The sequence below is a fragment of the Buttiauxella sp. genome, from assembly GCF_049686335.1.
Lineage (GTDB): Bacteria > Pseudomonadota > Gammaproteobacteria > Enterobacterales > Enterobacteriaceae > Buttiauxella.
Map to the genome: position 1 here is coordinate 1 of NZ_JBAVHX010000027.1, position 25353 is coordinate 25353.

General features: G+C 49.2%; 32 protein-coding genes. 14 read left to right on the forward strand and 18 right to left on the reverse strand.

Annotation, left to right across the window (positions count from 1 at the left end):
- The 12 genes from WBL83_RS17205 to WBL83_RS17260 all read right to left on the reverse strand — a co-directional run.
- On the reverse strand, positions 1-229 hold a 229-nt coding region (locus WBL83_RS17205), incomplete at its 3' end, for a contractile injection system protein, VgrG/Pvc8 family (RefSeq protein WP_424590299.1).
- 314 nt (positions 230-543) lie between these two features.
- The gene (gene npr / locus WBL83_RS17210) at positions 544-816 is read right to left on the reverse strand and encodes a PTS phosphocarrier protein NPr (RefSeq protein WP_064543100.1); all 273 of its coding nucleotides are present in this window, start codon (positions 814-816) and stop codon (positions 544-546) included.
- Positions 813-1667, reverse strand: a complete 855-nt coding sequence (gene rapZ, locus WBL83_RS17215) for an RNase adapter RapZ (protein WP_183270815.1) — start codon at positions 1665-1667, stop codon at positions 813-815. The genes npr and rapZ overlap by 4 nt, the downstream gene beginning before the upstream one ends.
- A gap of 53 nt (positions 1668-1720) precedes the next feature.
- Positions 1721-2212, reverse strand: a complete 492-nt coding sequence (gene ptsN / locus WBL83_RS17220; protein ID WP_183270814.1) for a PTS IIA-like nitrogen regulatory protein PtsN — start codon at positions 2210-2212, stop codon at positions 1721-1723.
- 83 nt (positions 2213-2295) lie between these two features.
- Positions 2296-2583, reverse strand: coding sequence for a ribosome hibernation promoting factor (gene hpf, locus WBL83_RS17225; protein ID WP_324116742.1), 288 nt, complete (start codon positions 2581-2583; stop codon positions 2296-2298).
- A gap of 22 nt (positions 2584-2605) precedes the next feature.
- The gene (gene rpoN / locus WBL83_RS17230; RefSeq protein WP_424590300.1) at positions 2606-4039 is read right to left on the reverse strand and encodes an RNA polymerase factor sigma-54; all 1434 of its coding nucleotides are present in this window, start codon (positions 4037-4039) and stop codon (positions 2606-2608) included.
- A 104-nt stretch (positions 4040-4143) separates the two neighbouring features.
- A complete protein-coding gene (gene lptB, locus WBL83_RS17235) occupies positions 4144-4869 on the reverse strand; it encodes an LPS export ABC transporter ATP-binding protein (protein WP_424590301.1) in 726 nt (241 codons plus the stop codon).
- Between the two features lie 6 nt (positions 4870-4875).
- Positions 4876-5439, reverse strand: a complete 564-nt coding sequence (lptA, locus tag WBL83_RS17240) for a lipopolysaccharide ABC transporter substrate-binding protein LptA (RefSeq protein WP_424590302.1) — start codon at positions 5437-5439, stop codon at positions 4876-4878.
- On the reverse strand, positions 5408-5983 hold the full coding sequence (gene lptC / locus WBL83_RS17245; RefSeq protein ID WP_424590303.1) for an LPS export ABC transporter periplasmic protein LptC: 576 nt from the start codon (positions 5981-5983) through the stop codon (positions 5408-5410). Before lptC ends, lptA begins: the two co-directional genes overlap by 32 nt.
- A complete protein-coding gene (gene kdsC / locus WBL83_RS17250) occupies positions 5980-6546 on the reverse strand; it encodes a 3-deoxy-manno-octulosonate-8-phosphatase KdsC (protein WP_424590304.1) in 567 nt (188 codons plus the stop codon). Before kdsC ends, lptC begins: the two co-directional genes overlap by 4 nt.
- Positions 6547-6562: 16 nt before the next feature.
- The gene (gene kdsD, locus WBL83_RS17255; protein WP_424590305.1) at positions 6563-7549 is read right to left on the reverse strand and encodes an arabinose-5-phosphate isomerase KdsD; all 987 of its coding nucleotides are present in this window, start codon (positions 7547-7549) and stop codon (positions 6563-6565) included.
- Positions 7550-7564: 15 nt separating this feature from the next.
- A complete protein-coding gene (locus tag WBL83_RS17260) occupies positions 7565-8542 on the reverse strand; it encodes a calcium/sodium antiporter (protein ID WP_424590306.1) in 978 nt (325 codons plus the stop codon).
- 230 nt (positions 8543-8772) lie between these two features.
- Here WBL83_RS17260 and mlaF point away from each other — a divergent pair, with 230 nt between their 5' ends.
- The 7 genes from mlaF to murA all read left to right on the forward strand — a co-directional run bounded on the left by mlaF (position 8773) and on the right by murA (position 13586).
- Entirely contained in the window at positions 8773-9588 is an 816-nt protein-coding gene (gene mlaF / locus WBL83_RS17265; protein ID WP_424590307.1) for a phospholipid ABC transporter ATP-binding protein MlaF, read from the forward strand.
- A 7-nt stretch (positions 9589-9595) separates the two neighbouring features.
- Positions 9596-10378 carry a lipid asymmetry maintenance ABC transporter permease subunit MlaE gene (mlaE, locus tag WBL83_RS17270; RefSeq protein WP_424590337.1) on the forward strand — a complete coding sequence of 261 codons (783 nt, stop codon included), beginning with the start codon at positions 9596-9598 and terminating at the stop codon, positions 10376-10378.
- Between the two features lie 4 nt (positions 10379-10382).
- A complete protein-coding gene (mlaD, locus tag WBL83_RS17275; protein WP_424590308.1) occupies positions 10383-10934 on the forward strand; it encodes an outer membrane lipid asymmetry maintenance protein MlaD in 552 nt (183 codons plus the stop codon).
- An 18-nt stretch (positions 10935-10952) separates the two neighbouring features.
- Positions 10953-11582 (forward strand): phospholipid-binding protein MlaC, encoded by a 630-nt coding sequence (mlaC, locus tag WBL83_RS17280; RefSeq protein WP_424590309.1) that lies wholly within the window; start codon positions 10953-10955, stop codon positions 11580-11582.
- Entirely contained in the window at positions 11582-11884 is a 303-nt protein-coding gene (gene mlaB / locus WBL83_RS17285; RefSeq protein ID WP_424590310.1) for a lipid asymmetry maintenance protein MlaB, read from the forward strand. Before mlaC ends, mlaB begins: the two co-directional genes overlap by 1 nt.
- A 125-nt stretch (positions 11885-12009) precedes the next feature.
- On the forward strand, positions 12010-12264 hold the full coding sequence (gene ibaG, locus WBL83_RS17290; RefSeq protein WP_034459734.1) for a BolA family iron metabolism protein IbaG: 255 nt from the start codon (positions 12010-12012) through the stop codon (positions 12262-12264).
- Between the two features lie 53 nt (positions 12265-12317).
- Positions 12318-13586: a UDP-N-acetylglucosamine 1-carboxyvinyltransferase gene (murA, locus tag WBL83_RS17295; RefSeq protein WP_424590311.1), complete on the forward strand. Its 1269-nt coding sequence runs from the start codon at positions 12318-12320 to the stop codon at positions 13584-13586.
- Between the two features lie 42 nt (positions 13587-13628).
- On the opposite strand, the gene sfsB is transcribed toward murA, so the two are convergent.
- Complete coding sequence (gene sfsB, locus WBL83_RS17300) at positions 13629-13892, reverse strand: DNA-binding transcriptional regulator SfsB (protein WP_424590312.1); 264 nt, start codon at positions 13890-13892, stop codon at positions 13629-13631.
- Positions 13893-14114: 222 nt separating this feature from the next.
- Positions 14115-15086 (reverse strand): octaprenyl diphosphate synthase, encoded by a 972-nt coding sequence (gene ispB / locus WBL83_RS17305; RefSeq protein WP_424590313.1) that lies wholly within the window; start codon positions 15084-15086, stop codon positions 14115-14117.
- Between the two features lie 261 nt (positions 15087-15347).
- Here ispB and rplU point away from each other — a divergent pair, with 261 nt between their 5' ends.
- From rplU to cgtA, 4 genes are all read left to right on the forward strand, one after another.
- Positions 15348-15659 carry a 50S ribosomal protein L21 gene (gene rplU, locus WBL83_RS17310; protein ID WP_034459723.1) on the forward strand — a complete coding sequence of 104 codons (312 nt, stop codon included), beginning with the start codon at positions 15348-15350 and terminating at the stop codon, positions 15657-15659.
- An 18-nt stretch (positions 15660-15677) separates the two neighbouring features.
- Complete coding sequence (gene rpmA, locus WBL83_RS17315) at positions 15678-15935, forward strand: 50S ribosomal protein L27 (RefSeq protein WP_024549632.1); 258 nt, start codon at positions 15678-15680, stop codon at positions 15933-15935.
- 98 nt (positions 15936-16033) lie between these two features.
- Complete coding sequence (locus tag WBL83_RS17320) at positions 16034-16999, forward strand: DMT family transporter (protein ID WP_183270795.1); 966 nt, start codon at positions 16034-16036, stop codon at positions 16997-16999.
- A gap of 16 nt (positions 17000-17015) precedes the next feature.
- Positions 17016-18188 carry an Obg family GTPase CgtA gene (gene cgtA, locus WBL83_RS17325; protein ID WP_424590314.1) on the forward strand — a complete coding sequence of 391 codons (1173 nt, stop codon included), beginning with the start codon at positions 17016-17018 and terminating at the stop codon, positions 18186-18188.
- 51 nt (positions 18189-18239) lie between these two features.
- On the opposite strand, the gene pmrB is transcribed toward cgtA, so the two are convergent.
- From pmrB to dacB, 3 genes are read right to left on the reverse strand one after another with little or no spacing between them, the layout of a single operon-like run.
- Positions 18240-19298, reverse strand: coding sequence for a two-component system sensor histidine kinase PmrB (pmrB, locus tag WBL83_RS17330; RefSeq protein ID WP_424590315.1), 1059 nt, complete (start codon positions 19296-19298; stop codon positions 18240-18242).
- Positions 19295-19957 carry a two-component system response regulator PmrA gene (pmrA, locus tag WBL83_RS17335; RefSeq protein WP_424590316.1) on the reverse strand — a complete coding sequence of 221 codons (663 nt, stop codon included), beginning with the start codon at positions 19955-19957 and terminating at the stop codon, positions 19295-19297. Before pmrA ends, pmrB begins: the two co-directional genes overlap by 4 nt.
- 3 nt (positions 19958-19960) lie before the next feature.
- On the reverse strand, positions 19961-21394 hold the full coding sequence (gene dacB, locus WBL83_RS17340) for a serine-type D-Ala-D-Ala carboxypeptidase (RefSeq protein WP_424590317.1): 1434 nt from the start codon (positions 21392-21394) through the stop codon (positions 19961-19963).
- 254 nt (positions 21395-21648) lie between these two features.
- Here dacB and greA point away from each other — a divergent pair, with 254 nt between their 5' ends.
- Entirely contained in the window at positions 21649-22125 is a 477-nt protein-coding gene (gene greA / locus WBL83_RS17345) for a transcription elongation factor GreA (protein WP_034498827.1), read from the forward strand.
- 106 nt (positions 22126-22231) lie between these two features.
- Here greA and yhbY read toward each other — a convergent pair whose 3' ends face one another.
- On the reverse strand, positions 22232-22525 hold the full coding sequence (gene yhbY, locus WBL83_RS17350; RefSeq protein ID WP_008454796.1) for a ribosome assembly RNA-binding protein YhbY: 294 nt from the start codon (positions 22523-22525) through the stop codon (positions 22232-22234).
- A 126-nt stretch (positions 22526-22651) separates the two neighbouring features.
- On the opposite strand from yhbY, the gene rlmE reads away from it, so the two are divergent.
- Both rlmE and ftsH read left to right on the forward strand, forming a co-directional pair.
- Complete coding sequence (gene rlmE / locus WBL83_RS17355) at positions 22652-23281, forward strand: 23S rRNA (uridine(2552)-2'-O)-methyltransferase RlmE (protein WP_034459701.1); 630 nt, start codon at positions 22652-22654, stop codon at positions 23279-23281.
- Positions 23282-23337: 56 nt separating this feature from the next.
- A complete protein-coding gene (gene ftsH / locus WBL83_RS17360; protein WP_183270789.1) occupies positions 23338-25275 on the forward strand; it encodes an ATP-dependent zinc metalloprotease FtsH in 1938 nt (645 codons plus the stop codon).
- Positions 25276-25353: the final 78 nt, after the last annotated feature.

Below are 25353 nucleotides of genomic sequence, written 5' to 3' on the forward strand. Positions count from 1 at the left end.
TGACGATACCGCGCACCCGGCGTTTAATTTCTTCGCCCTGCCAGATAACCAGAGTGGCTGTTTCATCAAGGATGTTTTTGAAGTCAATTGCCGGGTCCTTGCAGGCGACGGTGATATCCAGGCTGAACAGGGAAGAGAGGGACTGCTTGAGTTTAAAGCTCACCACCGCAAAGGTGTCCGCCGGAGTATGCCCGGCGGTGAAGGTAAAGCGGGTGCCGTCTGAGGCCATAATATAAATCCTTTTATCATCACACCACTCACACATCATTTTTATCTGAATAAAAATAGATGCAAATATATTGGTGTGTTGAGTATTGATAGGCTTTTAAATTAAATCAACGATAAATGTTGTTTGTAATAAGATCGGTTTGCGGAATATTTATGAGGTGAATATAACTATGGGATTAATAGCTTATATATGTAATATTAAAATGTGCGACTGGCAATCAACCTATTAAATATAATAAGTTGATTGTCTTAATTAATATCGCTGTATAAATAGTTAAGTAATTCTAACGATAAATATCAAAATACATAATGATATTAGTCTTCATCAAAACCGGCATTGAACAGCGCGATAACCGCGTTCAGTGCCTGTTCTTCTTCCGGGCCAGTGACTTCAATTTCAATATGGCCGCCTTTGGCAGAATCCAGCATCAGCAGTGCAATGACGCTATTGGCTTCAGCCTCAGTACCCGCCTCGTTACGCAACATCACCTCAGCGTCAAAGCTTTGTACCAATTCGAACAGTTTCATTGCTGGGCGTGCGTGCATGCCCAGTTTATTGGTGATTTCAACGGTTTGTTTTACGGTCATGTTTTGCGTTTTTCCAGCGTACGGTGACGGGATTGCACATTCTTGCCGCGTGAGCGGAAATAATCTGCCAACTGCTCAGCAATATAAACCGAACGGTGTTTACCACCGGTACAACCAATGGCCACAGTCAGATAGCTGCGGTTGTTGGTTTCCAGCATCGGTAACCATAACTCAAGATAGCTGCGCGTTTGGTAGATAAAGTTGTGAACTTCGGTATGACGATCGAGGAACGCAGCAACAGGTCTGTCCAGACCCGTCATCGGGCGCAGCTTCGGATCCCAGTGCGGGTTTGGCAGGAAGCGCACATCGAATACGTAGTCTGCATCAATCGGGATACCATGTTTAAAGCCAAAGGACTCAAACACCATGGTCAACTCGCGCTCGCGTTTGCCGAGCAAACGGGTACGCAGCATTTCCGCGAGTTCATGCACCGACATCTCAGAAGTATCGATGATCAGATCCGCTCTGGATTTCAGCGGCTCCAGCAAATCGCTTTCTTCATCTATCGCGCTTTCCAGCGACAGGTTCTTACTTGAAAGTGGATGCAAGCGACGCGTGTCACTATAACGACGGATCAGCGTGTTGCGATCGGCATCAAGGAACAGCAATTGTGGCGAAAATGTGTCAGGCAGATTGGTCATTGCCTGTTCAAAAATTTCCGGGTTTTCCGGCATGTTACGCACATCGATGCTGACTGCCGCAGAAATTTGGCGTTCTGCGAGAGTTTTGGCAAGATCAGGCAACAGCACTACTGGCAGGTTATCTACGCAGTAGAATCCCATATCTTCTAGTGCACGCAAGGCTACAGACTTCCCTGAACCAGAGCGGCCGCTGACAATCATCAGCACCATGTTTTCACTCCCCCAACTTCTCTTGCTGTGGCACACCTGTTACCGCAGCCAGATTATTCACTTTCACTACCTTGTTCGGTTTCGGTAATGATCTGATAAAGCTCTTCATCGCTCTGTGCGGAACGCAGGCGTCGGCAAATCGTTTTGTCCGCCAGACGTTTTGCTACCAGAGACAAAGTATGTAAGTGCGTTTTTGTTTGATCCGCAGGAACAAGCAGCGCAAACATCAGGTCAACCGGCTGATTATCAATGGCGTCAAAGGCGATAGGGGTTTCCAGTTTGATAAACACCCCAACAGCACGGGTGGTATCTTCTTCCAGTTTCCCATGGGGAATGGCGATACCATTACCGATACCGGTACTGCCCATGCGCTCGCGCGTCAACACGGCTTCAAACACCACTTGTGGTGGCAGGCCGAGCTGTTTTGCCGCCAGTTCACTGATGATTTCCAGTGCACGTTTTTTACTCTGGCAATGTACATTGGTACGGGTACATTCCTTGTTCAGGACATTACTAAGTTGTAGAGCTGAATCGTTGTTCATCATAAGTTCACCTAAGCACCCTGTTATGCTAACGGCCCGCTACTCCACGCAACGAGCCGTAAACGCTGAAACAGTTGCCCGGATTATCAGTGTTGTTTTAGTTTATCTTTATGTTTGGTTAACTGGCGTGCCAGTTTATCAATCAAGCCATCAATCGCCGCATACATGTCCTGGCCTTCCGCGCTGGCATGAATTTCACCACCATTGATATGTAGCGTGGCATCAGCAATATGCGTGACTTTTTCAACTTTTAACACAATATAGACTTGGTTAATTCTGTCGAAGTACTGCTCCAGTTTGGCAAACTTCGTACTCACAAAATCGCGTAGCGCGTCAGTGATTTCGACGTTATGTCCTGTAATGTTGAGCTGCATAGTGTCTTCCTTATCGGTTAAGTCAAACCAATTGCTTACGCTGATTTGACGGTGGTATGGATAAAGACTCTCGGTACTTCGCAACGGTGCGGCGTGCCACCATGATCCCTTGATCGGATAGCATAGTCGTTAACTTGCTATCGCTCAGTGGTTTCGCTGGGTTTTCCGCAGCAATTAATTTCTTCACCAATGCACGAATTGCCGTCGAGGAGGCTTCACCTCCACCTTCGGTGTTGACATGGCTTGAGAAGAAATACTTTAATTCAAAAATACCGCGTGGGCTGTGCAGATATTTCTGCGTGGTCACACGGGAAATGGTCGACTCATGCATTTCGACCACCTGGGCGATATCAGCAAGCACCATCGGTTTCATGTGCTCTTCGCCAAGTTCAAAAAAGCCCTGCTGTTGTTCGACGATACAGCGGCTTACGCGCAGCAGCGTGTCGTTCCGGCTTTCCAGACTCTTAATCAGCCACTTTGCTTCTTGCAAGTTACTACGAATAAATTGCGAGTCGCTGTCATTGCGGGCATTGGTGCCCATCGCAGCGTACTGCTGGTTTATTTTCAAACGTGGAATGCTGTCAGCATTCAGTTCTACCGTCCAGCGACCCTGTACCTTTTTCACCAGCACATCCGGGATGACATATTCCGGCTCACTGGTCTGAATGGACTGCCCTGGACGAGGGTCAAGGGATTGAATCAGGCACATTGCCTCTTTCAACACTTCTTCTTTCAGACGAGTGACGCGCATCAGGCTGCGGAAGTCATGGTTGGCGAGCAGATCCAGATGCTCGCTGACAATTAAGCGCGCTTCGGTAAGCCAGGGTGTGTCGCGGCTGAATTGTGAAAGCTGGATAAGCAGGCAGTCACGCAGATCGCGTGCGGCGACACCGACGGGATCGAAACGTTGAACGCGCTTGAGGACGGCTTCCACTTCGTCAATCGTGATTTCGTCATCGCCCATGCTTTCCAGAATTTCTTCCAAAGAGACGGTGAGGTAACCCATTTCGTCGACGGCATCGACAATTGAGGTCGCTATCGCGGTATCGGTATCTGAAAACGGCGTGAGATCGACTTGCCACATTAAGTAATCTTGCAGCGTTTGTGTCGTTTCACCCTGATAAACCGGCAATTCATCATCGATGTAATCTGTACCGGTTCCTGATGGCGTGCCTGCGGTGTAGATTTCATCCCAGCTGGTATCCAGCGGCAACTCGTCGGGCATCTCTTTTTGTTCAAGTGCTTCACGCGTATCTAACGCTTCATTCTCACGCACTTCCTGAGTTTCAATTTCTTCATGCAGATCGGTTTGCTCAAGCAGTGGGTTACTTTCCAGTGCTTGCTGAAGTTCTTGCTGTAGCTCTAACGTCGACAGTTGCAACAGACGAATAGCCTGCTGTAACTGGGGAGTCATAGCAAGTTGTTGGCTAAGCCGTAATTGCAAACCTTGCTTCATATTCAGAGCGAACTTCCTCAGGTAAATACTCGTCATCATTCGAATGGCAAGGGCGTTGGCCACTCGAATGATGACGAGTATTGATAAATATATTTCCTACCCTATCAGAGTCTGAACTCTTCGCCCAGATACACGCGCTTAACATGCTCGTCTTCCAGGATTTCAGCTGGCGTGCCATGGGCGATTAAATGGCCCTGGCTAACGATGTAGGCACGTTCACAAACAGCCAACGTTTCGCGTACGTTATGGTCAGTAATCAACACCCCGAGCCCGCTGTCGCGCAGGTGCTCAATGATTCGCTTAATGTCGATGACGGAGATTGGATCAACACCGGCAAAAGGTTCATCCAAAAGAATAAATTTTGGATTTGCCGCCAATGCGCGGGCAATTTCGACACGACGACGTTCACCACCAGACAATGACTGCCCGAGGTTATTACGCAAATGTTCGATGTGGAACTCTTCCATCAGCTCATTAGCGCGATCTTCACGCTGCTCAACGGAGAGGTCGTCACGAATTTGCAGCACCGCCATCAAGTTATCAAACACGCTTAAACGGCGGAAAATTGAGGCTTCTTGCGGTAAGTAGCCGATCCCTCGACGAGCACGTGCATGCAGGGGCAGAAGGCTGATGTCTTCATCATCAATAATAATGTTGCCTGCATCGCGCGGCACAATGCCGACCACCATGTAAAAGGTCGTGGTTTTCCCGGCACCGTTCGGGCCAAGTAATCCGACAATTTCACCTGACTTCACCGCCAGGCTGACATCTTCAACAACGCGGCGGCCTTTGTAGGCTTTAGCGAGATTTTTTGCAATTAAAGTCGCCATAACGAATTAGTTACTCTTTTTCTGCGCAGGGGCGGGTGCCGGAGCCTGGCCGTCTTTTTTCTGCAACTGAGAAGGGACCAGAACGGTGGTGACACGTTTACCTTTTTCGCTAAACGCCTGCATCTTTTGTTCTTTAACCAGGTAAGTAATTTTGTCGCCTTTGATATTGCTATCTAACTGTTCCAGATAGGCATTACCGGTCAGCACGACGAAATCATTTTGCAGCTCATAATGCATGGTAGACGCGTTGCCTTTTACCGGCTTACCGCTATCCTGCATTTGATAGAAAGTGGCTGGATTACCGTATCCATCAATGACTTCCTTGCCTTCTTCACCGCCAGGACGGGTCACAACCACTTTATCGGCATTAATTTTGATACTGCCTTGCGTCACGATCACATTGCCAGTGAAGGTGACGACGTTGCCTTGCATATCCAGCGACTGTTGGTCAGATTCAATATGAATCGGCTGGTCGGTATCACCGGTCAGCGCAAATGCCGAAAAACTGGCGGCTAAAAGCGTACTGGTTAGTACTAAATTACGGCTGAGTTTGTTTATTTTGGATTTCATAGGATGTTCTAACCTTTTCAATCAGCTCGGCATTTTTGCTGCGTAAGTTTCCACGCATTTTGAGGCCGGTGGAGTTAAAGCTGGTTCCGTACAAGGTTACCTGGTCATCAGAGGCAACATCCTGAGTGACTAAATTAACCTGCGCATTGTCCGTGGTAATTTTACGTAGCTGAGAATCTGGCGTCAGAGCAGTCAGCTCCACATTCCCATACAAATACAGCATCCGATCGTTAGTAAGTTTGGCGCGATCTGCTCGTAATGACCAGGTTGCAACTTTATTTTCGTCGTACTGCGTCATCACCGGCTTGGTGAACCATGAGATGGCGGTATCGGAAAAATATTCAACATGTTCCGCGACCAGTCGATAATTCAAAGCCCCTTCAGGACTGTAGGCCAGGGTCGTGGAATGTTCACTTTGATAGGTTGCTTCGTTGCTGGTGACCGTCGGTTGAACCACGGTATCCTTATCGACCAGATTTACGCCAATCAATATCAATACCAGCAATGAAAGCAGGATGATAACCCAACGTCTGGTATTACTCATATAGATAGCCCTTTGGCCTCATCAAGCTTTCCTTGTGCCAGTAACAGGAGATCACACACTTCACGGACCGCTCCACGCCCGCCAGCAATGCGAGTCACGTAGTCGGCACGAGGAGTCAGCAGAGGATGAGCATCAGCAACGGCAACGCTCAAACCCACTTTGGCCATTACCGGCCAGTCGATTAAGTCATCACCAACATAAGCAACGTGCTCTGCAGAGATAGCAAGCTTATCTAAGAGATCCTGAAAAGCCACAAGCTTGTCCGATTGCCCTTGGTAGAGATGGGTAATCCCCAACGTTTCGCATCGGTCTTCGAGAAGCTTTGCTTTACGGCCAGTGATAATCGCAACTTCAATATCTGAAGTTAGCGCACAACGGATCCCATAGCCATCACGCACGTTGAATGCTTTCAGCTCTTCGCCGCTATTACCCATGTAAATCAGGCCATCAGACATCACGCCATCAACATCTAAAATGAGCAGGCGCACGTTTGCTGCCCGCTCCATCACGCGCGTGCTTACCGGGCCATAACAGGTGGCAAGTGACGCTTCATGGTTACTCATTAAGGCTAATCCTTTGTTAAACCACGCCAGCGCGTAGCATGTCATGCATATGTACCACACCGAGTAGTTGGTCGCCATCTGCAACCAGTACCGAGGTGATGTGGCGAGACTGCATCAGATTGAGCGCATCTACCGCCAGCAGTGTCGGACGAACGCGAATACCACCTGGCGTCATGACATCTGCGATATTCAGGGAGTGGAGGTCAACGCCCATATCAAACACGCGACGTAAATCACCATCCGTGAAGATCCCTTCGATTTTCATCAACGAGTCACAGATAACGGTCATCCCCATGTTTTTACGTGTAATTTCCAATAATGCATCGCGCAAGGTCGCATCTTTACTGACATGAGGGATCTCATCACCGCTGTGCATGATATCGCTGACGCGTAGTAACAGTTTACGACCCAATGCGCCGCCAGGGTGAGAAAGTGCAAAATCTTCTGCGGTAAAGCCACGCGCTTTAAGCAACGCAACGGCAAGTGCATCGCCCATTACCAGGGTTGCTGTAGTGCTGGAAGTTGGGGCCAGGCCAAGCGGGCAGGCCTCTTGCGGTACTTTGACACACAAATGGACTTCCGCCGCTTTACCCATGGAGCTTTCCGGGCGACTGGTGATGCAAATGAGCGGAACCTGTAAGCGCTTAAGAACGGGAATCAGTGCCAGAATTTCGTTTGACTCACCGGAGTTGGAAATCGCGATGACAATATCTTGTGGGCTAACCATCCCAAGATCGCCGTGGCTTGCTTCACCAGGATGGACGAAAAACGAGGGGGTACCGGTACTGGCAAACGTTGCCGCCATCTTTTTACCGATGTGGCCAGACTTACCCATGCCCATAACGACAACTTTACCTTTGCAATAAAACATTTTTTCACAGGCTGCAGAGAAGTCTGTATTGATGTATTGCTCAAGTTGATCCAGGCCTTCACGTTCGATCTTCAGGACTTCTTTGCCTGCTTGTTGAAAGTCAAAACCCGGTTGTAAATCTATCTGTGACATAATTTCCGTTCCGTTTTACCCAACGACCGGTGATGCAACAAACCACAGCATCACAATCCATACGAAGAAACTACATGTTAACAGAGCGCCTGCCGTCTTGCCGATAGAGCGAGGCTTACGCCAGCAAAGTACCGCGAAAATGGCACTGACGACCAACATCACCCAATAGTCTCGTGCAAAAGCAAGAGGGTCGATTTCGCCTGGTGCGATTATCGCCGGGATTCCCAGCACCAGAACAATGTTGAAAATATTCGAGCCAATGATATTACCAATCGCAATATCATCTTCACCTTTCCGTGCACCTGCTATGGTTGTTGCAAGCTCAGGTAGACTTGTGCCAACCGAAATGATGGTCAGGCCAATCACTAACTCGCTTACGCCAAAGTAGTTCGCCAGCACACTGGCATTATCGATAACCATGCGCGTCGCCATCGGCATAATAATTAAAGCAACGGCGAGCCACAAAAATGCGACGGGGCGATTGCCTTCACGAGGAAGTTCAGCCAACTGCTCACGCGTCAGTTTGTCGGCACCTTCATTCCCGGCAAGGCGCGCTATTTTAATCGTAAACAGCAGATACGCCACTGCAACAGCAATCAAAATAACACCATCAATAACGCTTAACTGGTTATCGAAAAGCAGCCAGCCGATAATGGCGCTGACGACTAACATTAGGGGCAATTCGCGACGAAGAATATCGGAATTCACGGTAAATGGATGCAAAAGAGCCGCTAAGCCGAGAATCAGCAAAATATTGGTGATATTTGAACCTAAAGCCGTTCCGACGGCTAAGTCCAGTTGACCATGTAGGGCCGCAGAGCTGGCGACGATGAGCTCAGGAAGTGAAGTGCCAATACTGACGACAGTCAAACCGATCAGTAGGGGAGGAACCCCAAAGCTGCGGCAAAGTATGGATGCGGCAAACACCAGTCGGTCGGCGCCATACACGACCAAAAGCAAACCAATAATTAACAGAGCTGTAGCTAACAGCATGCAAAATCCTTTATTCAGGTATAATCGCCGGTCTTGTGCTGTGAAAGTTCCGGCAGAGCATACAGATCTGTAGGGCCAGGCAAGATTCTTAATTCTGACTTTATGTGGCAGAAAAGTAAAACAAATGCCAGTTTTCGCTAATCTGGACGGGTATTATTCTGTAAGGATATTGGGTTGGAACCGAGTTTCCAATTAATGCTTCGTCCATGAAATTGATAAAAGGAAAGACGATGAGCCAGACGCAGGCGAATCTGGTCGAAATTCGCGGTGTGAGTTTTACTCGCGGTAGTCGGCGCATCTTTGACAATATTTCTCTGAACGTGCCACGGGGTAAAATTACCGCCATAATGGGGCCTTCAGGTATTGGCAAGACAACATTATTGCGGTTGATAGGTGGTCAAATTCAGCCTGACAGCGGTGAAATCCTGTTTGACGGTGAAAACGTGCCGGCCATGTCGCGCACGCGTTTATACAATGTACGTAAACGTATGAGTATGCTGTTCCAGTCTGGCGCGTTGTTTACCGACCTGAATGTCTTTGAAAATGTGGCATATCCGCTGCGTGAACATCGCCGCTTGCCAGAAGAATTGCTGCACAGCACCGTAATGATGAAGCTTGAAGCGGTGGGATTACGCGGTGCCGCTAAACTGATGCCTAACGAACTCTCAGGCGGCATGGCCCGACGTGCAGCCCTTGCTCGTGCCATCGCTCTCGAACCCGATTTGATCATGTTTGATGAGCCATTTGTTGGCCAGGATCCTATTACTATGGGGGTTTTGGTCAAACTGATTTCGGAACTGAACAGCGCGCTGGGTGTGACGTGTATTGTGGTTTCTCACGACGTTCCTGAAGTGCTGAGTATTGCCGATTACGCCTATATTGCAGCGGATCAGCACATTGTAGCTGAAGGGACCCCTGCGGCTCTGCGTGAAAATTGCGACCCGCGGGTACGCCAGTTCCTCGATGGTATTGCCGATGGGCCAGTACCGTTCCGCTATCCGGCCATGGATTATCGGAATGACTTATTATCAGAAACAGGGAGTTAAGTTGCTCATGTTCTTTAATGCACTGGCATCATTCGGGCGGCGGGGATTGAAAACCTGCGCGTCATTTGGCCGGGCTGGAATAATGCTTTTCAATGCGGTGGTGGGGAAGCCAGAATTCCGCAAACACGCGCCGTTACTGGTTCGCCAACTGTATAACGTCGGCGTGTTGTCGCTGATTATTATCATCGTTTCCGGCTTATTTATCGGCATGGTGTTAGGCCTGCAAGGCTACTTAGTGCTGACGACTTACAGTGCGGAATCAAGCCTCGGTATGTTAGTCGCCTTGTCATTACTGCGCGAGCTGGGTCCAGTCGTCGCAGCACTCCTGTTTGCCGGACGTGCTGGTTCAGCGTTGACGGCAGAAATCGGCTTAATGAAAGCAACAGAACAACTCTCCAGTATGGAAATGATGGCTGTTGACCCTCTGCGCCGAGTCGTTTCACCTCGTTTTTGGGCTGGTGTGATTTCATTACCCTTGCTGACACTTATCTTTGTCGCGGTCGGTATTTGGGGTGGTGCACTGGTGGGTGTTAACTGGAAGGGAATCGATGCCGGCTTCTTCTGGTCTGCAATGCAAAACGCCGTCAACTGGCGTACTGATTTGGTTAACTGTGTCATCAAAAGCGTGGTGTTTGCGATAACAGTAACCTGGATTGCATTATTCAATGGCTACGATGCTATTCCTACGTCCGCAGGGATTAGCCGGGCAACAACACGAACCGTTGTGCACGCTTCACTGGCCGTTTTAGGCCTGGATTTTGTGCTTACAGCACTGATGTTTGGGAATTAAGTTCATGCAAACTAAGAAATTTGAAACTGGGGTTGGGGCATTTTTGATTATCGCGCTGGCAGCCATCGTCTTCTTGTGTCTGAAAGTGGCAAACGTCACTTCGCTGCGCAGTGAGCCAACTTACCGGATTTATGCGACGTTTGATAACATCGGCAGCCTGAAAACAGGTTCCCCACTGCGCCTCGGCGGGGTGGTTATCGGGCGTGTCGACGATATAACTCTGGATCCGAAAACGTACTTACCGCGTGTTACCCTGGATGTAGAAAAACGCTATGACCGTATCCCTGATACCAGTTCACTGGCTATCCGTACTTCGGGTTTGTTGGGTGAGCAATATCTGGCGTTAAATCTCGGTTTTGATGACCCGGAGCTCGGTTCATCTATCCTTAAAGAAGGCGGAACGATTCAGGATACCAAATCAGCTCTGGTGCTGGAGGACCTGATTGGCCAATTCCTCTATAAGAGCGGAAACGGTGACAATCAGAATTCAGGGGATGCCCCATCGCAGGATTCAGAGAATAATAGTGCAGCGCCACAGCCTGGCACCACGCACTAATCTAAGAGGAAAAGTGTAATGTTCAAACGACTGATTATGATTGCTATGCTGGTCATCGCACCACTGGCGAATGCTGCGGATCAAACGAATCCCTACAAATTGATGGGCGAAGCGGCGCAAAAAACTTTTGATCGTCTTAAAAACGAGCAACCTAAAATTCGTCAGAATCCTGACTACCTGCGCGAAGTCGTAGGTCAGGAACTGTTACCGTATGTGCAGATTAAATACGCCGGGGCGCTGGTTCTGGGTCGTTACTACAAAGATGCGACACCTGCGCAGCGTGATGCCTATTTCAAAGCCTTCGAAGAGTATCTGAAGCAAGCTTACGGCCAGGCTCTTGCCATGTATAACGGACAGTCCTACCAAATCGCCCCAGAGCAGCCGCTGGGTAATGCGACTATCATCGCGATTCGCGTCACCATCAACGATCCAAACGGTCGTCCGCCGGTACGCCTTGATTTCCAGTGGCGTAAAAACAGCCAGACCGGTAACTGGCAGGCTTACGACATGATTGCTGAAGGTGTCAGCATGATCACCACCAAGCAAAATGAGTGGAGCGATATTCTGCGTACCAAAGGTATCGACGGTTTGACAGCGCAACTGCAAACCATCTCTCGCATGCCAATTACCCTGGAAGCGAAAAAGTAATGGCGGGTGAGCTTAACTGGCAGCGTGAAGAAGCGACCTTACACCTGACGGGGGAGCTGGACAGCGACACCGTGGGGCCGTTATGGCGCCAGCGTGAGCAAATCATGGCAGGTATCAAGGCACTCGACCTTGCTGGTTTATCGCGTGTCGATACCTCAGGATTAGCGCTGTTGATTCATCTTGTTGCTTTCGCCAGACGTCAAAACGTTGAAGTGGAGCTTCAGGGAGCCAGTGATAACTTACAGACACTGACTAAACTTTATAACCTTCCAGAAGACATCCTTCCTGCATTTGCAGGCTAGTGTTTTCATAGCGTTACTATCATTGCCCCTGATCTAATGAGATCAGGGGCTTTTTGCTTATTTAAGCTCGCGCCACTTTCCTCTAAGATGTGTGGCTTGTTTCATTAACCGACGAATTATATCCCATGGAAAATCATGAAATTCAGACAGTGCTGATGAACGCACTGCCCCTCCAGGAAGTCCACGTCTCAGGCGATGGCAGCCATTTTCAGGTGATTGCGGTGGGTGAGTTATTCGCCGAGTTAAGTCGCGTGAAGAAGCAACAGACAGTTTATGCGCCATTGATGGAGCTGATTGCTGATAACCGCATTCATGCGGTTTCCATCAAGACCTACACTCCGCAAGAGTGGGATCGCGATCGTAAACTTAATGGTTTTTGAGCAATTCGCCACGGCGGGTTGTAACGACTTGAATTTAATAGAGAGCAGCTGTAATGGATAAATTTCGTGTTCAGGGGCCAACCCGACTGAGTGGTGAAGTGACGATCTCCGGGGCCAAGAATGCTGCCCTGCCGATCCTTTTTGCTGCCCTGTTGGCCGAAGAGCCAGTTGAGATTCAGAACGTTCCAAAACTGAAAGACATTGATACCACCATGAAGCTGTTAAGCCAACTGGGTACCAAAGTCGAGCGTAATGGTTCTGTGTGGATCGATGCCAGCGACGTTAACATCTTCTGTGCGCCGTATGACCTGGTGAAAACCATGCGTGCTTCTATCTGGGCACTGGGACCGTTGGTTGCACGTTTTGGCCAGGGTCAGGTTTCTTTGCCTGGCGGCTGTGCAATCGGTGCACGTCCTGTCGACCTGCATATTTCTGGCCTTGAGCAACTGGGTGCTGAAATTAAACTGGAAGAAGGCTACGTTAAAGCTTCTGTTCAGGGGCGTCTGAAAGGTGCACACATCGTGATGGACAAAGTGAGCGTAGGCGCCACTGTCACCATCATGAGTGCTGCAACGCTTGCTACAGGCACCACTATCATTGAAAACGCAGCCCGTGAGCCGGAAATCGTTGATACAGCGAACTTCCTGAACACATTAGGTGCGAAAATCACCGGTGCTGGTACCGATCGTATTACCATCCAGGGTGTTGAACGCCTCGGTGGCGGAGTTTACCGCGTTGTGCCTGACCGTATCGAAACCGGGACTTTCCTGGTTGCTGCGGCGATTTCAGGTGGCAAAATTGTTTGCCGCAACGCTCAACCAGACACACTGGATGCTGTGCTGGCGAAGCTGCGCGAAGCGGGTGCAGATATCGAAGTTGGTGCTGACTGGGTTAGCCTGGATATGCATGGTAAGCGCCCTAAAGGTGTCACCGTGCGTACTGCTCCGCACCCAGGTTTCCCGACTGATATGCAAGCACAGTTCACGCTGTTGAACCTGGTTGCTGAAGGTACGGGTGTTATCACTGAAACCATTTTTGAAAATCGCTTCATGCACGTCCCAGAACTGATTCGTATGGGCGCACATGCTGAGATTGAAAGTAATACGGTGATTTGCCACGGCGTTGAAAAACTGTCTGGTGCGCAAGTGATGGCAACCGATCTGCGTGCATCTGCGAGCCTGGTGCTGGCGGGTTGTATTGCTGAAGGGACGACAGTCGTTGACCGTATTTATCACATTGATCGCGGCTACGAGCGCATTGAAGATAAACTTCAGGCGCTGGGTGCGAAGATTGAGCGTGTGAAAGGTAGCGGCGGCGAATAATTTTCGCTGTTAAAAGAGAAAACCGGGCATGCCCGGTTTTTTTTATCGCCTACGCATCAATTTCTCACGATTAATAAACTGATTAGTGTGCGGATCATAGTAGCGCGAAGGCCAAATCATCCACGGCGAAATATCCAGTGCCTGCGCGATAATCAATTCACCCTTTGGCCATGGACGCGTTAATGCGTTAGCCAGAGTCGATGAACTCAACCCCGCTTTTCGTGATTCTGCCGCCAGTGATGTTCCCCGTTTACGTAACCCTGCGATGATATCTGCTGGGTGCCAGTCAGAATTTTTACTTTCCATGTTTCTCCCTGTAACCGCTTAATTTTACCGGTTTAATCAAGGGAATTTATAGCATAGTGACAATTCAAAAGATTCCAATAATTTCGTGAAAAATCAAATCTGTGTTTTTCTACACAAAGTGAATGAAAACCAATGAAAAAATCGTGGAGTGAAGAGATATAGAGGAGAGGTGAAATGAATTTATTGGAAACTTAGCGCGCCTTTTGCGGCGCGCTAAATAGTTTAGCGATCGCGCTGAACCGCCATATGAGCAAGAGCAATCAACGCCTGTTTGTGTTCGCTTTCTGGCAGGATTTCGAGGGCAGTTACTGCTTTATCCGCTTCCTGTTCTGCGCGTAATTGAGTCCATTCCAGAGAGCCACAAGCCGCCATCGCATCCAGAACAGGTTGCAGCAAATGACGCCCGTTACCTTGTTCAATGGCTTCACGAATCATTTTTTCTTGCTCTGGCGTGCCGTTACGCATTGCGTGCAGGAGCGGGAGAGTAGGCTTGCCTTCGTTTAGGTCATCACCGACGTTCTTGCCCAGCGTTTGCCCGTCAGCACTGTAATCCAGCAGGTCATCAATGAGCTGGAAAGCGGTACCCAAATAGCGGCCATAATCCTGAAGCGCTTTTTCTTGCTCTAAAGTGGCATCAGCTAAAATACCGGAGCATTGGGCGGCAGCTTCAAATAACCGGGCTGTTTTGCTGTAGATAACCCGCATGTAGCTTTCTTCGGTGATATCCGGGTCATTGCAGTTCATCAATTGCAGAACTTCACCTTCAGCAATCACATTTACCGCTTCGGACATGACTTCCAGCACTTTGAGTGAACCGAGTTGAGTCATCATCTGGAAAGCGCGGGTGTAAATAAAATCGCCGACCAGAACACTGGCCGCATTGCCGAAAGCCGCGTTGGCTGTGGCCTTGCCACGACGCATATCCGACTCATCTACTACGTCATCATGTAATAACGTCGCCGTGTGAATAAATTCGATGAGTGCTGCAATATTGACATGCGCATTGCCCTGATAACCGAGCGCACGAGCAGCCAGAACAGCAATCATCGGGCGGATACGCTTACCACCGCCACTGACGATGTAATACCCTAACTGATTGATCAATTGGACATCTGAATTCAACTGTTCAAGGATGACCGCATTGACGCCCGCCATATCTTGCGCGGTTAACTCATTAATTTTTTCTAAATTCATCGCAAAATTCTGGCATAAAGTCCTGTTTACCACATGTCTATACGAAATCACGTGAGGGTAGAGGAGTAATAATGTAGTACAGATTGTACTGAAAAAACGAGGCAGATAAACGGCTGGTGTGATGTTGCGTTTTTTTTCTACTCTGTTTCATGACAGGGCTTGTCAAAGGCTCTCGTTTTGCGTAATATTCGCGCCCTATTGTGAATATTTATAGCGCCACCTGAAACATACGTAAGGTGCGTGCGGAAAGCGGAGTTTTATATGTACGCGGTTTTCCAAAGTGGTGGTAAACAACACCGAGTAAGCGAAGGTCAAACCATTCGCCTGGAAAAGCTGGACATCGCAACTGGCGAAGCAGTTGAGTTCGCAGAAGTTCTGATGATCGCTAATGGTGAAGAAATCAAAATCGGCGTTCCTTTCGTCGATGGCGGCGTAATCAAAGCTGAAGTTGTTGCTCATGGTCGTGGCGAGAAAATTAAGATTGTTAAGTTTCGTCGTCGTAAACACTACCGTAAGCAGCAGGGTCATCGTCAGTGGTTCACTGATGTGAAAATCACCGGCATCAGCGCTTAATACAGGGGAGCATATTAAATGGCACATAAAAAGGCTGGCGGCTCTACTCGTAACGGTCGCGATTCCGAAGCTAAACGTCTGGGCGTAAAACGTTTCGGCGGTGAAGCAGTTCTGGCAGGCAGCATTATCGTTCGTCAACGTGGTACTAAATTCCACGCTGGTACTAACGTAGGTTGCGGCAAAGATCATACTCTGTTCGCTTTGACTGACGGTAAAGTTAAGTTCGAAGTTAAAGGTCCGAAAAACCGTAAGTTCATCAGCATCGTTGCTGAATAAGTTTTTCGCGTCCCGGTAACGGATAGAAGCCCCGCAACACGTTGCGGGGCTTTTTACATTCTGCGACCGGTAAATCAGGCAGTCGCAGGGATCACGCAATGAAACAGCAGGCAGGCATTGGCATTCTGTTGGCGCTGACTACAGCAATTTGCTGGGGAGCACTACCAATAGCAATGAAACAAGTGCTGACGGTAATGGAACCACCTACCGTGGTGTTTTATCGCTTTCTGATGGCAAGCCTGGGGCTCGGTAGCATTCTCGCGATTCGCGGAAAATTGCCACCTTTACGCCTGTTCCGAAAACCACGTTGGTTAGCTTTGCTCGCCATTGCGACCGGTGGATTGTTCGGTAACTTTTTGCTGTTTAGTTCTTCGTTGCAGTACCTGAGTCCAACGGCGTCTCAGGTCATTGGCCAGCTTTCCCCGGTGGGAATGATGGTGGCAAGTGTGGTTGTGCTCAAAGAGAAGATGCGCGGCACGCAAGTCATCGGAGCCATAATGTTACTTTGCGGGTTGGTGATGTTCTTTAACACCAGCCTGATAGAAATTTTTACCCGCCTGACTGATTACACCCTTGGGGTGATATTTGGTGTTCTGGCGGCGACAGTGTGGGTCACCTATGGCGTGGCGCAGAAGGTATTATTACGCCGCCTGGCCTCGCAACAGATCCTCTTTTTGCTGTACACTTTATGTACTCTTGCGCTTTTGCCACTGGCTCAGCTGGATAAGGTTTTCCAACTCAGTCACTGGCAACTGGCATGTTTAGTTTTCTGCGGCCTGAATACACTGGTTGGGTATGGGGCACTGGCAGAAGCAATGGCACGGTGGCAGGCGGCACAGGTTAGCGCCATTATCACGCTGACCCCGCTGTTTACTTTGTTATTTTCAGATTTATTAGCGTTAGCCTGGCCCGATTTCTTCGCCATGCCGTTACTTAACCTCGTAGGTTATACCGGCGCGTTCGTCGTGGTTGCAGGTGCAATGTATTCAGCCATTGGTCACCGTCTTTGGGGACGTTGGCGCAAAACCGAAGCTGTTCTTCCAGTACAACGTTCGGGCGAATGATTTACGGAGAAGTGAAATGAAGTTTGTTGATGAAGCAACGATCCTGGTCGTAGCAGGTGATGGCGGTAACGGCTGCGTTAGCTTCCGTCGTGAAAAATATATTCCCAGAGGTGGCCCGGACGGTGGTGATGGCGGTGATGGCGGTGATGTTTGGCTTGAGGCGGATGAAAACCTCAATACATTGATCGATTATCGCTTCGAGAAATCTTTCCGCGCTGAACGTGGTCAAAATGGTCAGAGCCGTGACTGTACCGGCAAGCGTGGTAAAGACATCACGGTTAAAGTCCCTGTCGGGACGCGTGTTATCGATCAGGGTACCGGCGAAACCATGGGTGACATGACTCAGCATGGTCAAAGGCTGATGGTCGCTAAAGGCGGTTGGCACGGTCTGGGTAACACCCGTTTCAAATCATCTGTAAACCGTACTCCACGTCAAAAGACCATGGGTACGCCAGGTGAGAAGCGTGATATCCAGCTTGAGCTGTTGCTGTTGGCTGACGTTGGCATGCTGGGTTTACCGAATGCCGGTAAATCTACCTTCATTCGCTCTGTGTCAGCAGCGAAACCAAAAGTAGCGGACTATCCGTTTACCACTTTGATTCCAAGCCTTGGCGTTGTCCGTATGGATAACGAGAAGAGCTTTGTGGTTGCCGATATTCCAGGATTGATTGAAGGTGCCGCTGAAGGCGCTGGCCTTGGTATCCGCTTCCTGAAGCACCTTGAGCGTTGTCGCGTGCTGTTGCACCTCATCGATATCGCACCAATTGATGAATCAGATCCGGTTGAGAACGCCCGTATCATCATTGGTGAGCTGGAAAAATACAGCGAGAAACTTGCTGATAAGCCACGTTGGTTAGTCTTCAACAAAGCCGATCTGATGAGCAAAGAAGATGCCGAAGCGCGCGCTAAAGAAATTGCGACCGCGATGGGCTGGGAAGACAAATACTATCTGATCTCTGCGGTAAATCGCGAAGGCGTCAACGCACTGTGCTGGGATGTAATGGACTTCATCATTGCTAACCCGAAAGTTGCCGAGCTTGAACCTGTGGCACCTGAGAAAGTTGAGTTTATGTGGGATGACTATCATCAACAGCAACTCGACGCCGTGGAAGCCGAAGAAGACGAAGACTGGGATGACGACTGGGATGAAGATGACGACGAAGGTGTCGAAATCATCTATCAGAAATAAAACGTTATCATATGAAAGGCCGGAGATTTCCGGCCTTTTTTATTGCTTGTTTTACTGGCCCTGTGAGGGGATCCAGCAGCTTGCTTGCAGACCAATACCATCGGTCCCGTTATCTAACACCAGTTCTCCATGATGGAGCTGGACGATTCGTTGGACAATGTTGAGTCCGAGCCCGCTCCCACCGTAACGTTCGTCCATTCGACGGAAGGGGTCGGTAATGGTCTGGCGATGTTTTTCATCGATACCCGGACCCTGGTCTGAAACCGTTAGCTTCGCTCCGTTATCCTGAGCGGTTAGTGATATCGAAATAGTGCTTTTATGCGGGCTATAACGAGAAGCGTTTTCCATCAGGTTACGCAACATCAGGCGCAGCAGCACGGCATCCCCCTGAACGATATTTTGGCTCTCTTGCGGCCAGACAATGGTTTGCTCACGCACGGTCACCATCTCTTCCATTTCCATCTTTAATGGTGAAATAATGTCGCGATGCCAGTTAAGCGTATCGTAATGACCACTTGCCAGCGCTTGCCCAGCGCGCGCGAGCATCAGTAATTGCTCAATGGTATGCATCAGCTGGTCTATGCGCTCCAACAGCATAGGAGCCTGCTGAACGCCGGAGTTTGCCATCAACTCGAGATGGAGCCGAATGCCCGCAAGCGGCGTACGTAATTCATGAGCGGCGTCTGCGGTAAATAAGCGTTCTTGCTGAATGGTATTGTTGAGTCGCGACAGAAGCTGGTTCAGTGAGTTGGTCACGGCCACCATTTCGTCCATATCTGAATACATGGAAAGCGGCGACAGGTTATCGGCAGACCGATTGGCAAGGCTTGTGCGCAGTTGGTTTAATGGGCGAGTTATCCAGGTAATCGCCCAGAACGAGAAGAACAGGGTGAAGCCAATCATCACCAGAGAAGGAACCAGCAGCGAGGCAATCGCTTCGCGGATCTCCTTCTCAACATGTTGATTTCGCGCTTTTGCTGATAGCGTTTCACTTACCAGAAAACTGATTTGCTCGCGGCTTTCATGCCATAACCAGATAACGCTAATGAGCTGGAAAAACAAAAGAATAAGCGCGAGGAGTACCATCAAACGCTGACGCATGCTGTTCATACGCGGCTATCCAGTCGATACCCCACGCCCCGAACAGTTTTGATCCTGTCTTTACCTAATTTGCGTCTCAGATTATGGATATGAACCTCAAGCGTATTTGAACCCGGATCGTCCTGCCAGCTATAGATATCCTGTTGCAACGTTTCACGATGCACCGTCTGTCCGATACGCATCATCAAACGTGTAAGTAATGCGAACTCTTTTGGCGTGATTTCAACCGGCTGATCTTGCAAGAGAACCTGCTGAGTTTGCAGGTTGAGCGTCAGGTCATCATGCTGAAGAAGATTATCGCTTTGCCCCTGATAACGACGAATCAGAGCCCGGGTACGAGCTTGCAGTTCCGCAAGCGCAAACGGTTTGACCAGATAGTCATCTGCGCCTGAGTCCAGGACATTGACGCGATCTTCGAGCGCATCACGAGCCGTCAGTATCAGCACCGGGGTGCTGATACTGCGACGTCGCCATTGCCTTAATAGCGTGGAGCCATCTTTATCTGGCAGGCCAAGATCGAGAATGATCATGCCGTATTCGCCACTTTCAATCAGCGCATCAGCTTCGGCGGCAGTCGTTGCACAATCAAGCGCATAACCTTCGCCGTTCATAGCCAGAACCAGGCCTTCACGTAACAATAAATCGTCTTCAACAATCAGTAGTTTCATAACTCAATTATTCTGGTAGATATCCTTATAGAGACGGCTTTCGAAGCGCACTAATGGGATACGACGGTTACGTTGGTCGGCAGGCTCCACAGCATAGCCTGACAAATATTGCACAAAGGCCATTCTTTGACCGCTGGCGGTGGTAATAAATCCAGCAAGGTTATAAACACCTTGCAGTGAACCGGTCTTCGCAGAAACTTTGCCATCAACACCGGCCTGATGCAGACCAGCACGATACTGTAACGAGCCGTCATAACCCGCTAACGGTAGCATCGAGATGAAGTTAAGCTCGCTGTCATTCTGGGCGATGTATTGCAGCACTTGCATCATGGTCGCGGGGGAGATGAGATTGTGACGCGACAACCCGGAACCATCGACCACGATGCTGTTACCTAAATCAACATTCGCTTTCTGCCGAAGAATTTGTCGAACCGCATCTGCTCCGGAACGCCAGGTTCCTGGCACACCAAAGCGGTTATGGCCGATAGTACGAAAAACAGTATCGGCTATCATGTTGTCCGATTTCTTGAGCATAATCTTCAACAAATCGTGCAGCGGAGCGGATTGCTTACTGGCAATCACCGTGCCTGGGGTATTGGTTAGCGTTTGGCGTAACAGGGTGCCGCTATAACTGATGCCCGCTTCTTTAAGCTCAGCTTTCACAATCGCACCGGCATAACTTGCGCCATCTTGTATCGCAAATGCCAGGGGGAGAGGGTCCGCTCGTTGAGTCATACAACCGGTTAGCGTAAAGCGATTTAAATCACCCGGGACGACATCCAGCTCGCAATATTGTGCATCTGGAGAACCTTTTGCGAGCGTACGTACCTGGCTGAACATCACTACCGGGTAGTAAGAGGCGATGCGAATAAACGCTAAATCATCAGCTTTTGGCGCGCTGTAGAGTGAAATCGAGAAACAGTTTCGGTCGACGATGGCGGCAGCTGGCGGAGCGCTAAAACACTGCGTCATATCATTCCATGGCCATCCCGGTGCTTTGTCATGGCTGGCGAAAACTGACGTATCGATCAGCACATTGCCCTGAATTTGTTGCACGCCTGATTTTTTCAGAACAGCCACCATATTGCGAATATCCTGACGTTTTAGCGTGGGATCACCGCCAAATCGCGCAATAAGGTCCCCTTGCAAGACGCCATTACTGACTTGAGCATGGCTTTCGAGGGTGGTCGTAAACCTGAAATCGGGTCCTAGCTGCAGGAGTGCTGCCAGAGCCGTGATGACCTTTTGGGTACTCGCAGGCAGCGCCATCTGTTGACTGTGATAGTCAATAGAAGGAGCGGGCGCACCCACTTTTTGCACCATCAAAGCCAGATTCGCACCAGCGGGCAATTGGGAGGTATAGTCTTCTACGTTGGCAGCCTGGACGCTTAACACCACAGCACTGGTCAATCCAATGACAAATCTAAAAAATCGCATAATCTCGCGGTAACAACCTGGAAACGTGCCGTCATACTACGGTGCATCGCGGTGCAAAGTAAACGATGACCCTCAGTGAACTCCAGGGTAAAATGCAGGTCAATTTGGAAACCGTTCCTGGCCTGGTGCTTTGCGCCGGGTCAGTTTTTATTTTGCTTAGTGCCAGGGGTTTGCCTTATTTATGCAAACCAGGCTCCGGATTCAGAAGTGCTGCAGGGCAGTTCTGAACAGGAAAGTTTTGAAGAGGTATAACAATGCAACCTATTCCGATGACCCTACGTGGCGCAGAAAGATTACGTGAAGAGCTGGATTTCCTGAAGTCCGTGCGCCGCCCACAGATTATTGCCGCGATTGCGGATGCCCGCGAACACGGCGACTTAAAAGAAAATGCTGAATATCATGCTGCGCGTGAGCAACAGGGTTTTTGTGAAGGTCGTATCCAGGATATCGAAGCTAAGCTGTCAAACGCTCAAGTTATCGATATCTCAAAAATGCCAAATAACGGCCGTGTGATTTTTGGGGCGAGCGTGACGGTTTTGAATCTGGATAACGACGAAGAGCAGACTTATCGCATTGTTGGCGATGATGAAGCTGATTTTAAACAGAATCTAATTTCTGTGAATTCACCTATCGCTCGTGGTCTTGTGGGTAAAGAGCAAGATGATGTTGTGGTTATCCGCACGCCGGGTGGCGATGTTGAGTTCGAAATTGTAAAAGTGGAATATTTATAATTTCTGCTACGCTTTTTTATAGCGTGGCGTATTGTAAAGAAAGGAAAAAGGCCGCATCGCGGCCTTTTATCAACTAACAGAGCGTGGCATTTTGCACACTCTCTGCTTATTTTGGCAGAGAAATCTTGCGCTCTTTAGACGGGCGATAGAGCACCAGCGTTTTACCGATAACCTGTACATTACAGGCGCCGGTTTCACGCACGATGGCATCTACAATCAAGGTTTTAGTTTCGCGATCTTCCGTTGCGATTTTCACCTTGATTAACTCATGATGTTCAAGCGCTTGTTCAATCTCGGCCAGTACCCCTTCGGTCAAACCGTTGTTGCCAAGCATGACTACAGGCTTGAGCGGATGAGCAAGACCTTTCAGGTGCTGTTTTTGTTTAGTACTCAGATTCATCGTATTTTTTGCTTACTTTGGGATTGAAAACGGTTCATTCTACCGCCATCTCTACTGTATCGCCAAATCGGTTGTGCTGAGAACTCTACAGCCTGCTATTCACGATGAACAAAGTTGGAATTTGAGATGACAGGTAAAAAGCGTTCTGCCAGCTCCAGTCGCTGGCTGCAGGAACACTTTAGCGATAAATATGTTATTCAGGCACAGAAAAAGGGGTTACGTTCCCGTGCCTGGTTTAAACTTGATGAAATACAGCAAAGTGACAAACTTTTTAAGCCAGGAATGACGATTGTTGATCTTGGTGCTGCTCCCGGAGGTTGGTCACAATATGTCGTGACTCAGATCGGGAATCAGGGGCGAATCATTGCTTGCGATCTTTTACCAATGGATCCTATCGTTGGTGTTGATTTCCTTCAGGGTGATTTTCGTGATGAACTAGTCGTGAAAGCTCTGTTGGATCGTGTTGGTGACAGTAAAGTTCAGGTTGTCATGTCAGATATGGCTCCAAATATGAGCGGGACACCGGCAGTAGATATTCCTCGGGCTATGTATTTAGTAGAACTGGCACTGGAAATGTGTCGTGACGTTCTGGCCCCAGGCGGTAGTTTTTTAGTGAAAGTGTTTCAGGGCGAAGGTTTCGATGAATACCTGCGAGAAATTCGCTCCCTGTTTACGACAGTTAAAGTTCGTAAACCGGACTCTTCTCGTGCCCGCTCACGTGAAGTGTACATTGTAGCGACAGGGCGAAAACTATAGTACCCTGACGCTGTTTGTTAACACAGTTGTAATATGAGGTTAATCCCTTGAGTGACATGGCGAAAAACCTAATACTCTGGCTGGTCATCGCGGTTGTGCTGATGTCTGTGTTCCAGAGCTTTGGGCCCAGCGAGTCAAATGGCCGTAGGGTGGATTACTCCACTTTCCTGTCTGAAGTAAATCAGGACCAGGTACGCGAAGCGCGTATTAACGGACGTGAAATCAACGTTACCAAGAAAGATAGTAACCGATACACGACTTACATCCCCGTTAACGATCCTAAACTGCTCGATAACCTGCTGACCAAAAATGTGAAAGTAGTAGGCGAACCGCCTGAAGAGCCAAGCTTGCTGGCTTCTATTTTCATATCCTGGTTCCCAATGCTATTGCTAATTGGGGTCTGGATCTTCTTTATGCGTCAAATGCAGGGCGGCGGTGGCAAAGGTGCCATGTCGTTTGGTAAGAGCAAGGCGCGTATGCTCACCGAAGACCAAATTAAGACCACTTTTGCTGACGTCGCAGGTTGTGATGAAGCAAAAGAAGAGGTTGCTGAACTGGTTGAGTACCTCCGTGAGCCAAGCCGCTTCCAGAAACTGGGCGGTAAAATCCCGAAAGGCGTACTGATGGTAGGCCCTCCAGGGACGGGTAAAACCCTGCTGGCTAAAGCCATCGCGGGCGAAGCGAAAGTACCGTTCTTTACTATTTCCGGTTCTGACTTCGTTGAAATGTTCGTGGGCGTGGGTGCATCCCGTGTTCGTGACATGTTCGAGCAAGCCAAGAAAGCAGCACCTTGCATCATCTTCATCGATGAAATCGATGCCGTTGGCCGTCAGCGTGGTGCAGGTCTGGGCGGTGGTCACGATGAACGTGAACAGACACTGAACCAGATGCTGGTTGAAATGGATGGTTTCGAAGGTAACGAAGGTATTATCGTTATCGCCGCTACAAACCGTCCAGACGTACTTGACCCAGCATTGCTGCGTCCAGGTCGTTTTGACCGTCAAGTTGTTGTTGGCCTGCCAGATGTGCGTGGCCGCGAACAAATTTTGAAAGTCCACATGCGCCGTGTACCGTTGTCTCCAGACATCGATGCAGCAATCATTGCACGTGGTACGCCAGGCTTCTCAGGTGCTGACCTCGCAAACCTGGTCAACGAAGCGGCTCTGTTTGCTGCCCGTGGAAATAAACGTGTCGTTTCGATGGTTGAATTCGAAAAAGCGAAAGACAAAATCATGATGGGTGCGGAACGTCGCTCTATGGTGATGACGGAAGCGCAAAAAGAATCCACCGCATACCATGAAGCAGGTCACGCGATTATCGGTCGCCTGGTTCCTGAGCATGATCCGGTACATAAAGTGACAATCATTCCGCGTGGTCGTGCGCTGGGTGTGACGTTCTTCCTGCCGGAAGGTGATGCGATCAGTGCAAGCCGTCAGAAACTGGAAAGCCAGATTTCTACGCTGTACGGTGGTCGTCTTGCTGAAGAGATTATTTACGGCGCGGAACATGTTTCTACTGGTGCGTCTAACGACATCAAAGTAGCGACATCTATCGCTCGTAACATGGTTACCCAATGGGGCTTCTCTGAGAAACTCGGTCCGTTGCTGTATGCGGAAGAAGAAGGCGAAGTGTTCCTGGGTCGTTCCGTGGCGAAAGCAAAACATATGTCCGATGAAACTGCACGTATCATCGATCAGGAAGTTAAGCTGTTGATTGAGCGTAACTACGCTCGTGCTCGCCAGTTGCTGAATGAAAATATGGATATTCTCCACACCATGAAAGACGCACTGATGAAGTATGAAACTATCGATGCGCCTCAGATTGATGACCTGATGAATCGCCGCGATGTGCGTCCGCCAGCAGGTTGGGAAGATTCAAACAACGGCAACAACAATTCTGACAACAATGGTACACCACGTGCACCGCGTCCGGTCGATGAACCGCGTACGCCGAATCCTGGTAATACAATGTCAGAGCAGTTGGGCGACAAATAAGTCGTAGCTGCCGGATGTTAATGCAGTAATGTATTAAACCCTGGGCTTGTCCCGGGGTTTTTTTTATTTTGGGTATAG

What these genes read in the sequence shown, in the direction of transcription:
- npr (WP_064543100.1), bottom strand. Translation starts at nt 816, where the DNA reads ATGACCGTAAAACAAACCGTTGAAATCACCAATAAACTGGGCATGCAC.
- rapZ (WP_183270815.1), bottom strand. Translation starts at nt 1,667, where the DNA reads ATGGTGCTGATGATTGTCAGCGGCCGCTCTGGTTCAGGGAAGTCTGTA.
- ptsN (WP_183270814.1), bottom strand. Translation starts at nt 2,212, where the DNA reads ATGATGAACAACGATTCAGCTCTACAACTTAGTAATGTCCTGAACAAG.
- hpf (WP_324116742.1), bottom strand. Translation starts at nt 2,583, where the DNA reads ATGCAGCTCAACATTACAGGACATAACGTCGAAATCACTGACGCGCTA.
- rpoN (WP_424590300.1), bottom strand. Translation starts at nt 4,039, where the DNA reads ATGAAGCAAGGTTTGCAATTACGGCTTAGCCAACAACTTGCTATGACT.
- lptB (WP_424590301.1), bottom strand. Translation starts at nt 4,869, where the DNA reads ATGGCGACTTTAATTGCAAAAAATCTCGCTAAAGCCTACAAAGGCCGC.
- lptA (WP_424590302.1), bottom strand. Translation starts at nt 5,439, where the DNA reads ATGAAATCCAAAATAAACAAACTCAGCCGTAATTTAGTACTAACCAGT.
- lptC (WP_424590303.1), bottom strand. Translation starts at nt 5,983, where the DNA reads ATGAGTAATACCAGACGTTGGGTTATCATCCTGCTTTCATTGCTGGTA.
- kdsC (WP_424590304.1), bottom strand. Translation starts at nt 6,546, where the DNA reads ATGAGTAACCATGAAGCGTCACTTGCCACCTGTTATGGCCCGGTAAGC.
- kdsD (WP_424590305.1), bottom strand. Translation starts at nt 7,549, where the DNA reads ATGTCACAGATAGATTTACAACCGGGTTTTGACTTTCAACAAGCAGGC.
- WBL83_RS17260 (WP_424590306.1), bottom strand. Translation starts at nt 8,542, where the DNA reads ATGCTGTTAGCTACAGCTCTGTTAATTATTGGTTTGCTTTTGGTCGTG.
- mlaF (WP_424590307.1), top strand. Translation starts at nt 8,773, where the DNA reads ATGAGCCAGACGCAGGCGAATCTGGTCGAAATTCGCGGTGTGAGTTTT.
- mlaE (WP_424590337.1), top strand. Translation starts at nt 9,596, where the DNA reads ATGTTCTTTAATGCACTGGCATCATTCGGGCGGCGGGGATTGAAAACC.
- mlaD (WP_424590308.1), top strand. Translation starts at nt 10,383, where the DNA reads ATGCAAACTAAGAAATTTGAAACTGGGGTTGGGGCATTTTTGATTATC.
- mlaC (WP_424590309.1), top strand. Translation starts at nt 10,953, where the DNA reads ATGTTCAAACGACTGATTATGATTGCTATGCTGGTCATCGCACCACTG.
- mlaB (WP_424590310.1), top strand. Translation starts at nt 11,582, where the DNA reads ATGGCGGGTGAGCTTAACTGGCAGCGTGAAGAAGCGACCTTACACCTG.
- ibaG (WP_034459734.1), top strand. Translation starts at nt 12,010, where the DNA reads ATGGAAAATCATGAAATTCAGACAGTGCTGATGAACGCACTGCCCCTC.
- murA (WP_424590311.1), top strand. Translation starts at nt 12,318, where the DNA reads ATGGATAAATTTCGTGTTCAGGGGCCAACCCGACTGAGTGGTGAAGTG.
- sfsB (WP_424590312.1), bottom strand. Translation starts at nt 13,892, where the DNA reads ATGGAAAGTAAAAATTCTGACTGGCACCCAGCAGATATCATCGCAGGG.
- ispB (WP_424590313.1), bottom strand. Translation starts at nt 15,086, where the DNA reads ATGAATTTAGAAAAAATTAATGAGTTAACCGCGCAAGATATGGCGGGC.
- rplU (WP_034459723.1), top strand. Translation starts at nt 15,348, where the DNA reads ATGTACGCGGTTTTCCAAAGTGGTGGTAAACAACACCGAGTAAGCGAA.
- rpmA (WP_024549632.1), top strand. Translation starts at nt 15,678, where the DNA reads ATGGCACATAAAAAGGCTGGCGGCTCTACTCGTAACGGTCGCGATTCC.
- WBL83_RS17320 (WP_183270795.1), top strand. Translation starts at nt 16,034, where the DNA reads ATGAAACAGCAGGCAGGCATTGGCATTCTGTTGGCGCTGACTACAGCA.
- cgtA (WP_424590314.1), top strand. Translation starts at nt 17,016, where the DNA reads ATGAAGTTTGTTGATGAAGCAACGATCCTGGTCGTAGCAGGTGATGGC.
- pmrB (WP_424590315.1), bottom strand. Translation starts at nt 19,298, where the DNA reads ATGAACAGCATGCGTCAGCGTTTGATGGTACTCCTCGCGCTTATTCTT.
- pmrA (WP_424590316.1), bottom strand. Translation starts at nt 19,957, where the DNA reads ATGAAACTACTGATTGTTGAAGACGATTTATTGTTACGTGAAGGCCTG.
- dacB (WP_424590317.1), bottom strand. Translation starts at nt 21,394, where the DNA reads ATGCGATTTTTTAGATTTGTCATTGGATTGACCAGTGCTGTGGTGTTA.
- greA (WP_034498827.1), top strand. Translation starts at nt 21,649, where the DNA reads ATGCAACCTATTCCGATGACCCTACGTGGCGCAGAAAGATTACGTGAA.
- yhbY (WP_008454796.1), bottom strand. Translation starts at nt 22,525, where the DNA reads ATGAATCTGAGTACTAAACAAAAACAGCACCTGAAAGGTCTTGCTCAT.
- rlmE (WP_034459701.1), top strand. Translation starts at nt 22,652, where the DNA reads ATGACAGGTAAAAAGCGTTCTGCCAGCTCCAGTCGCTGGCTGCAGGAA.
- ftsH (WP_183270789.1), top strand. Translation starts at nt 23,338, where the DNA reads ATGGCGAAAAACCTAATACTCTGGCTGGTCATCGCGGTTGTGCTGATG.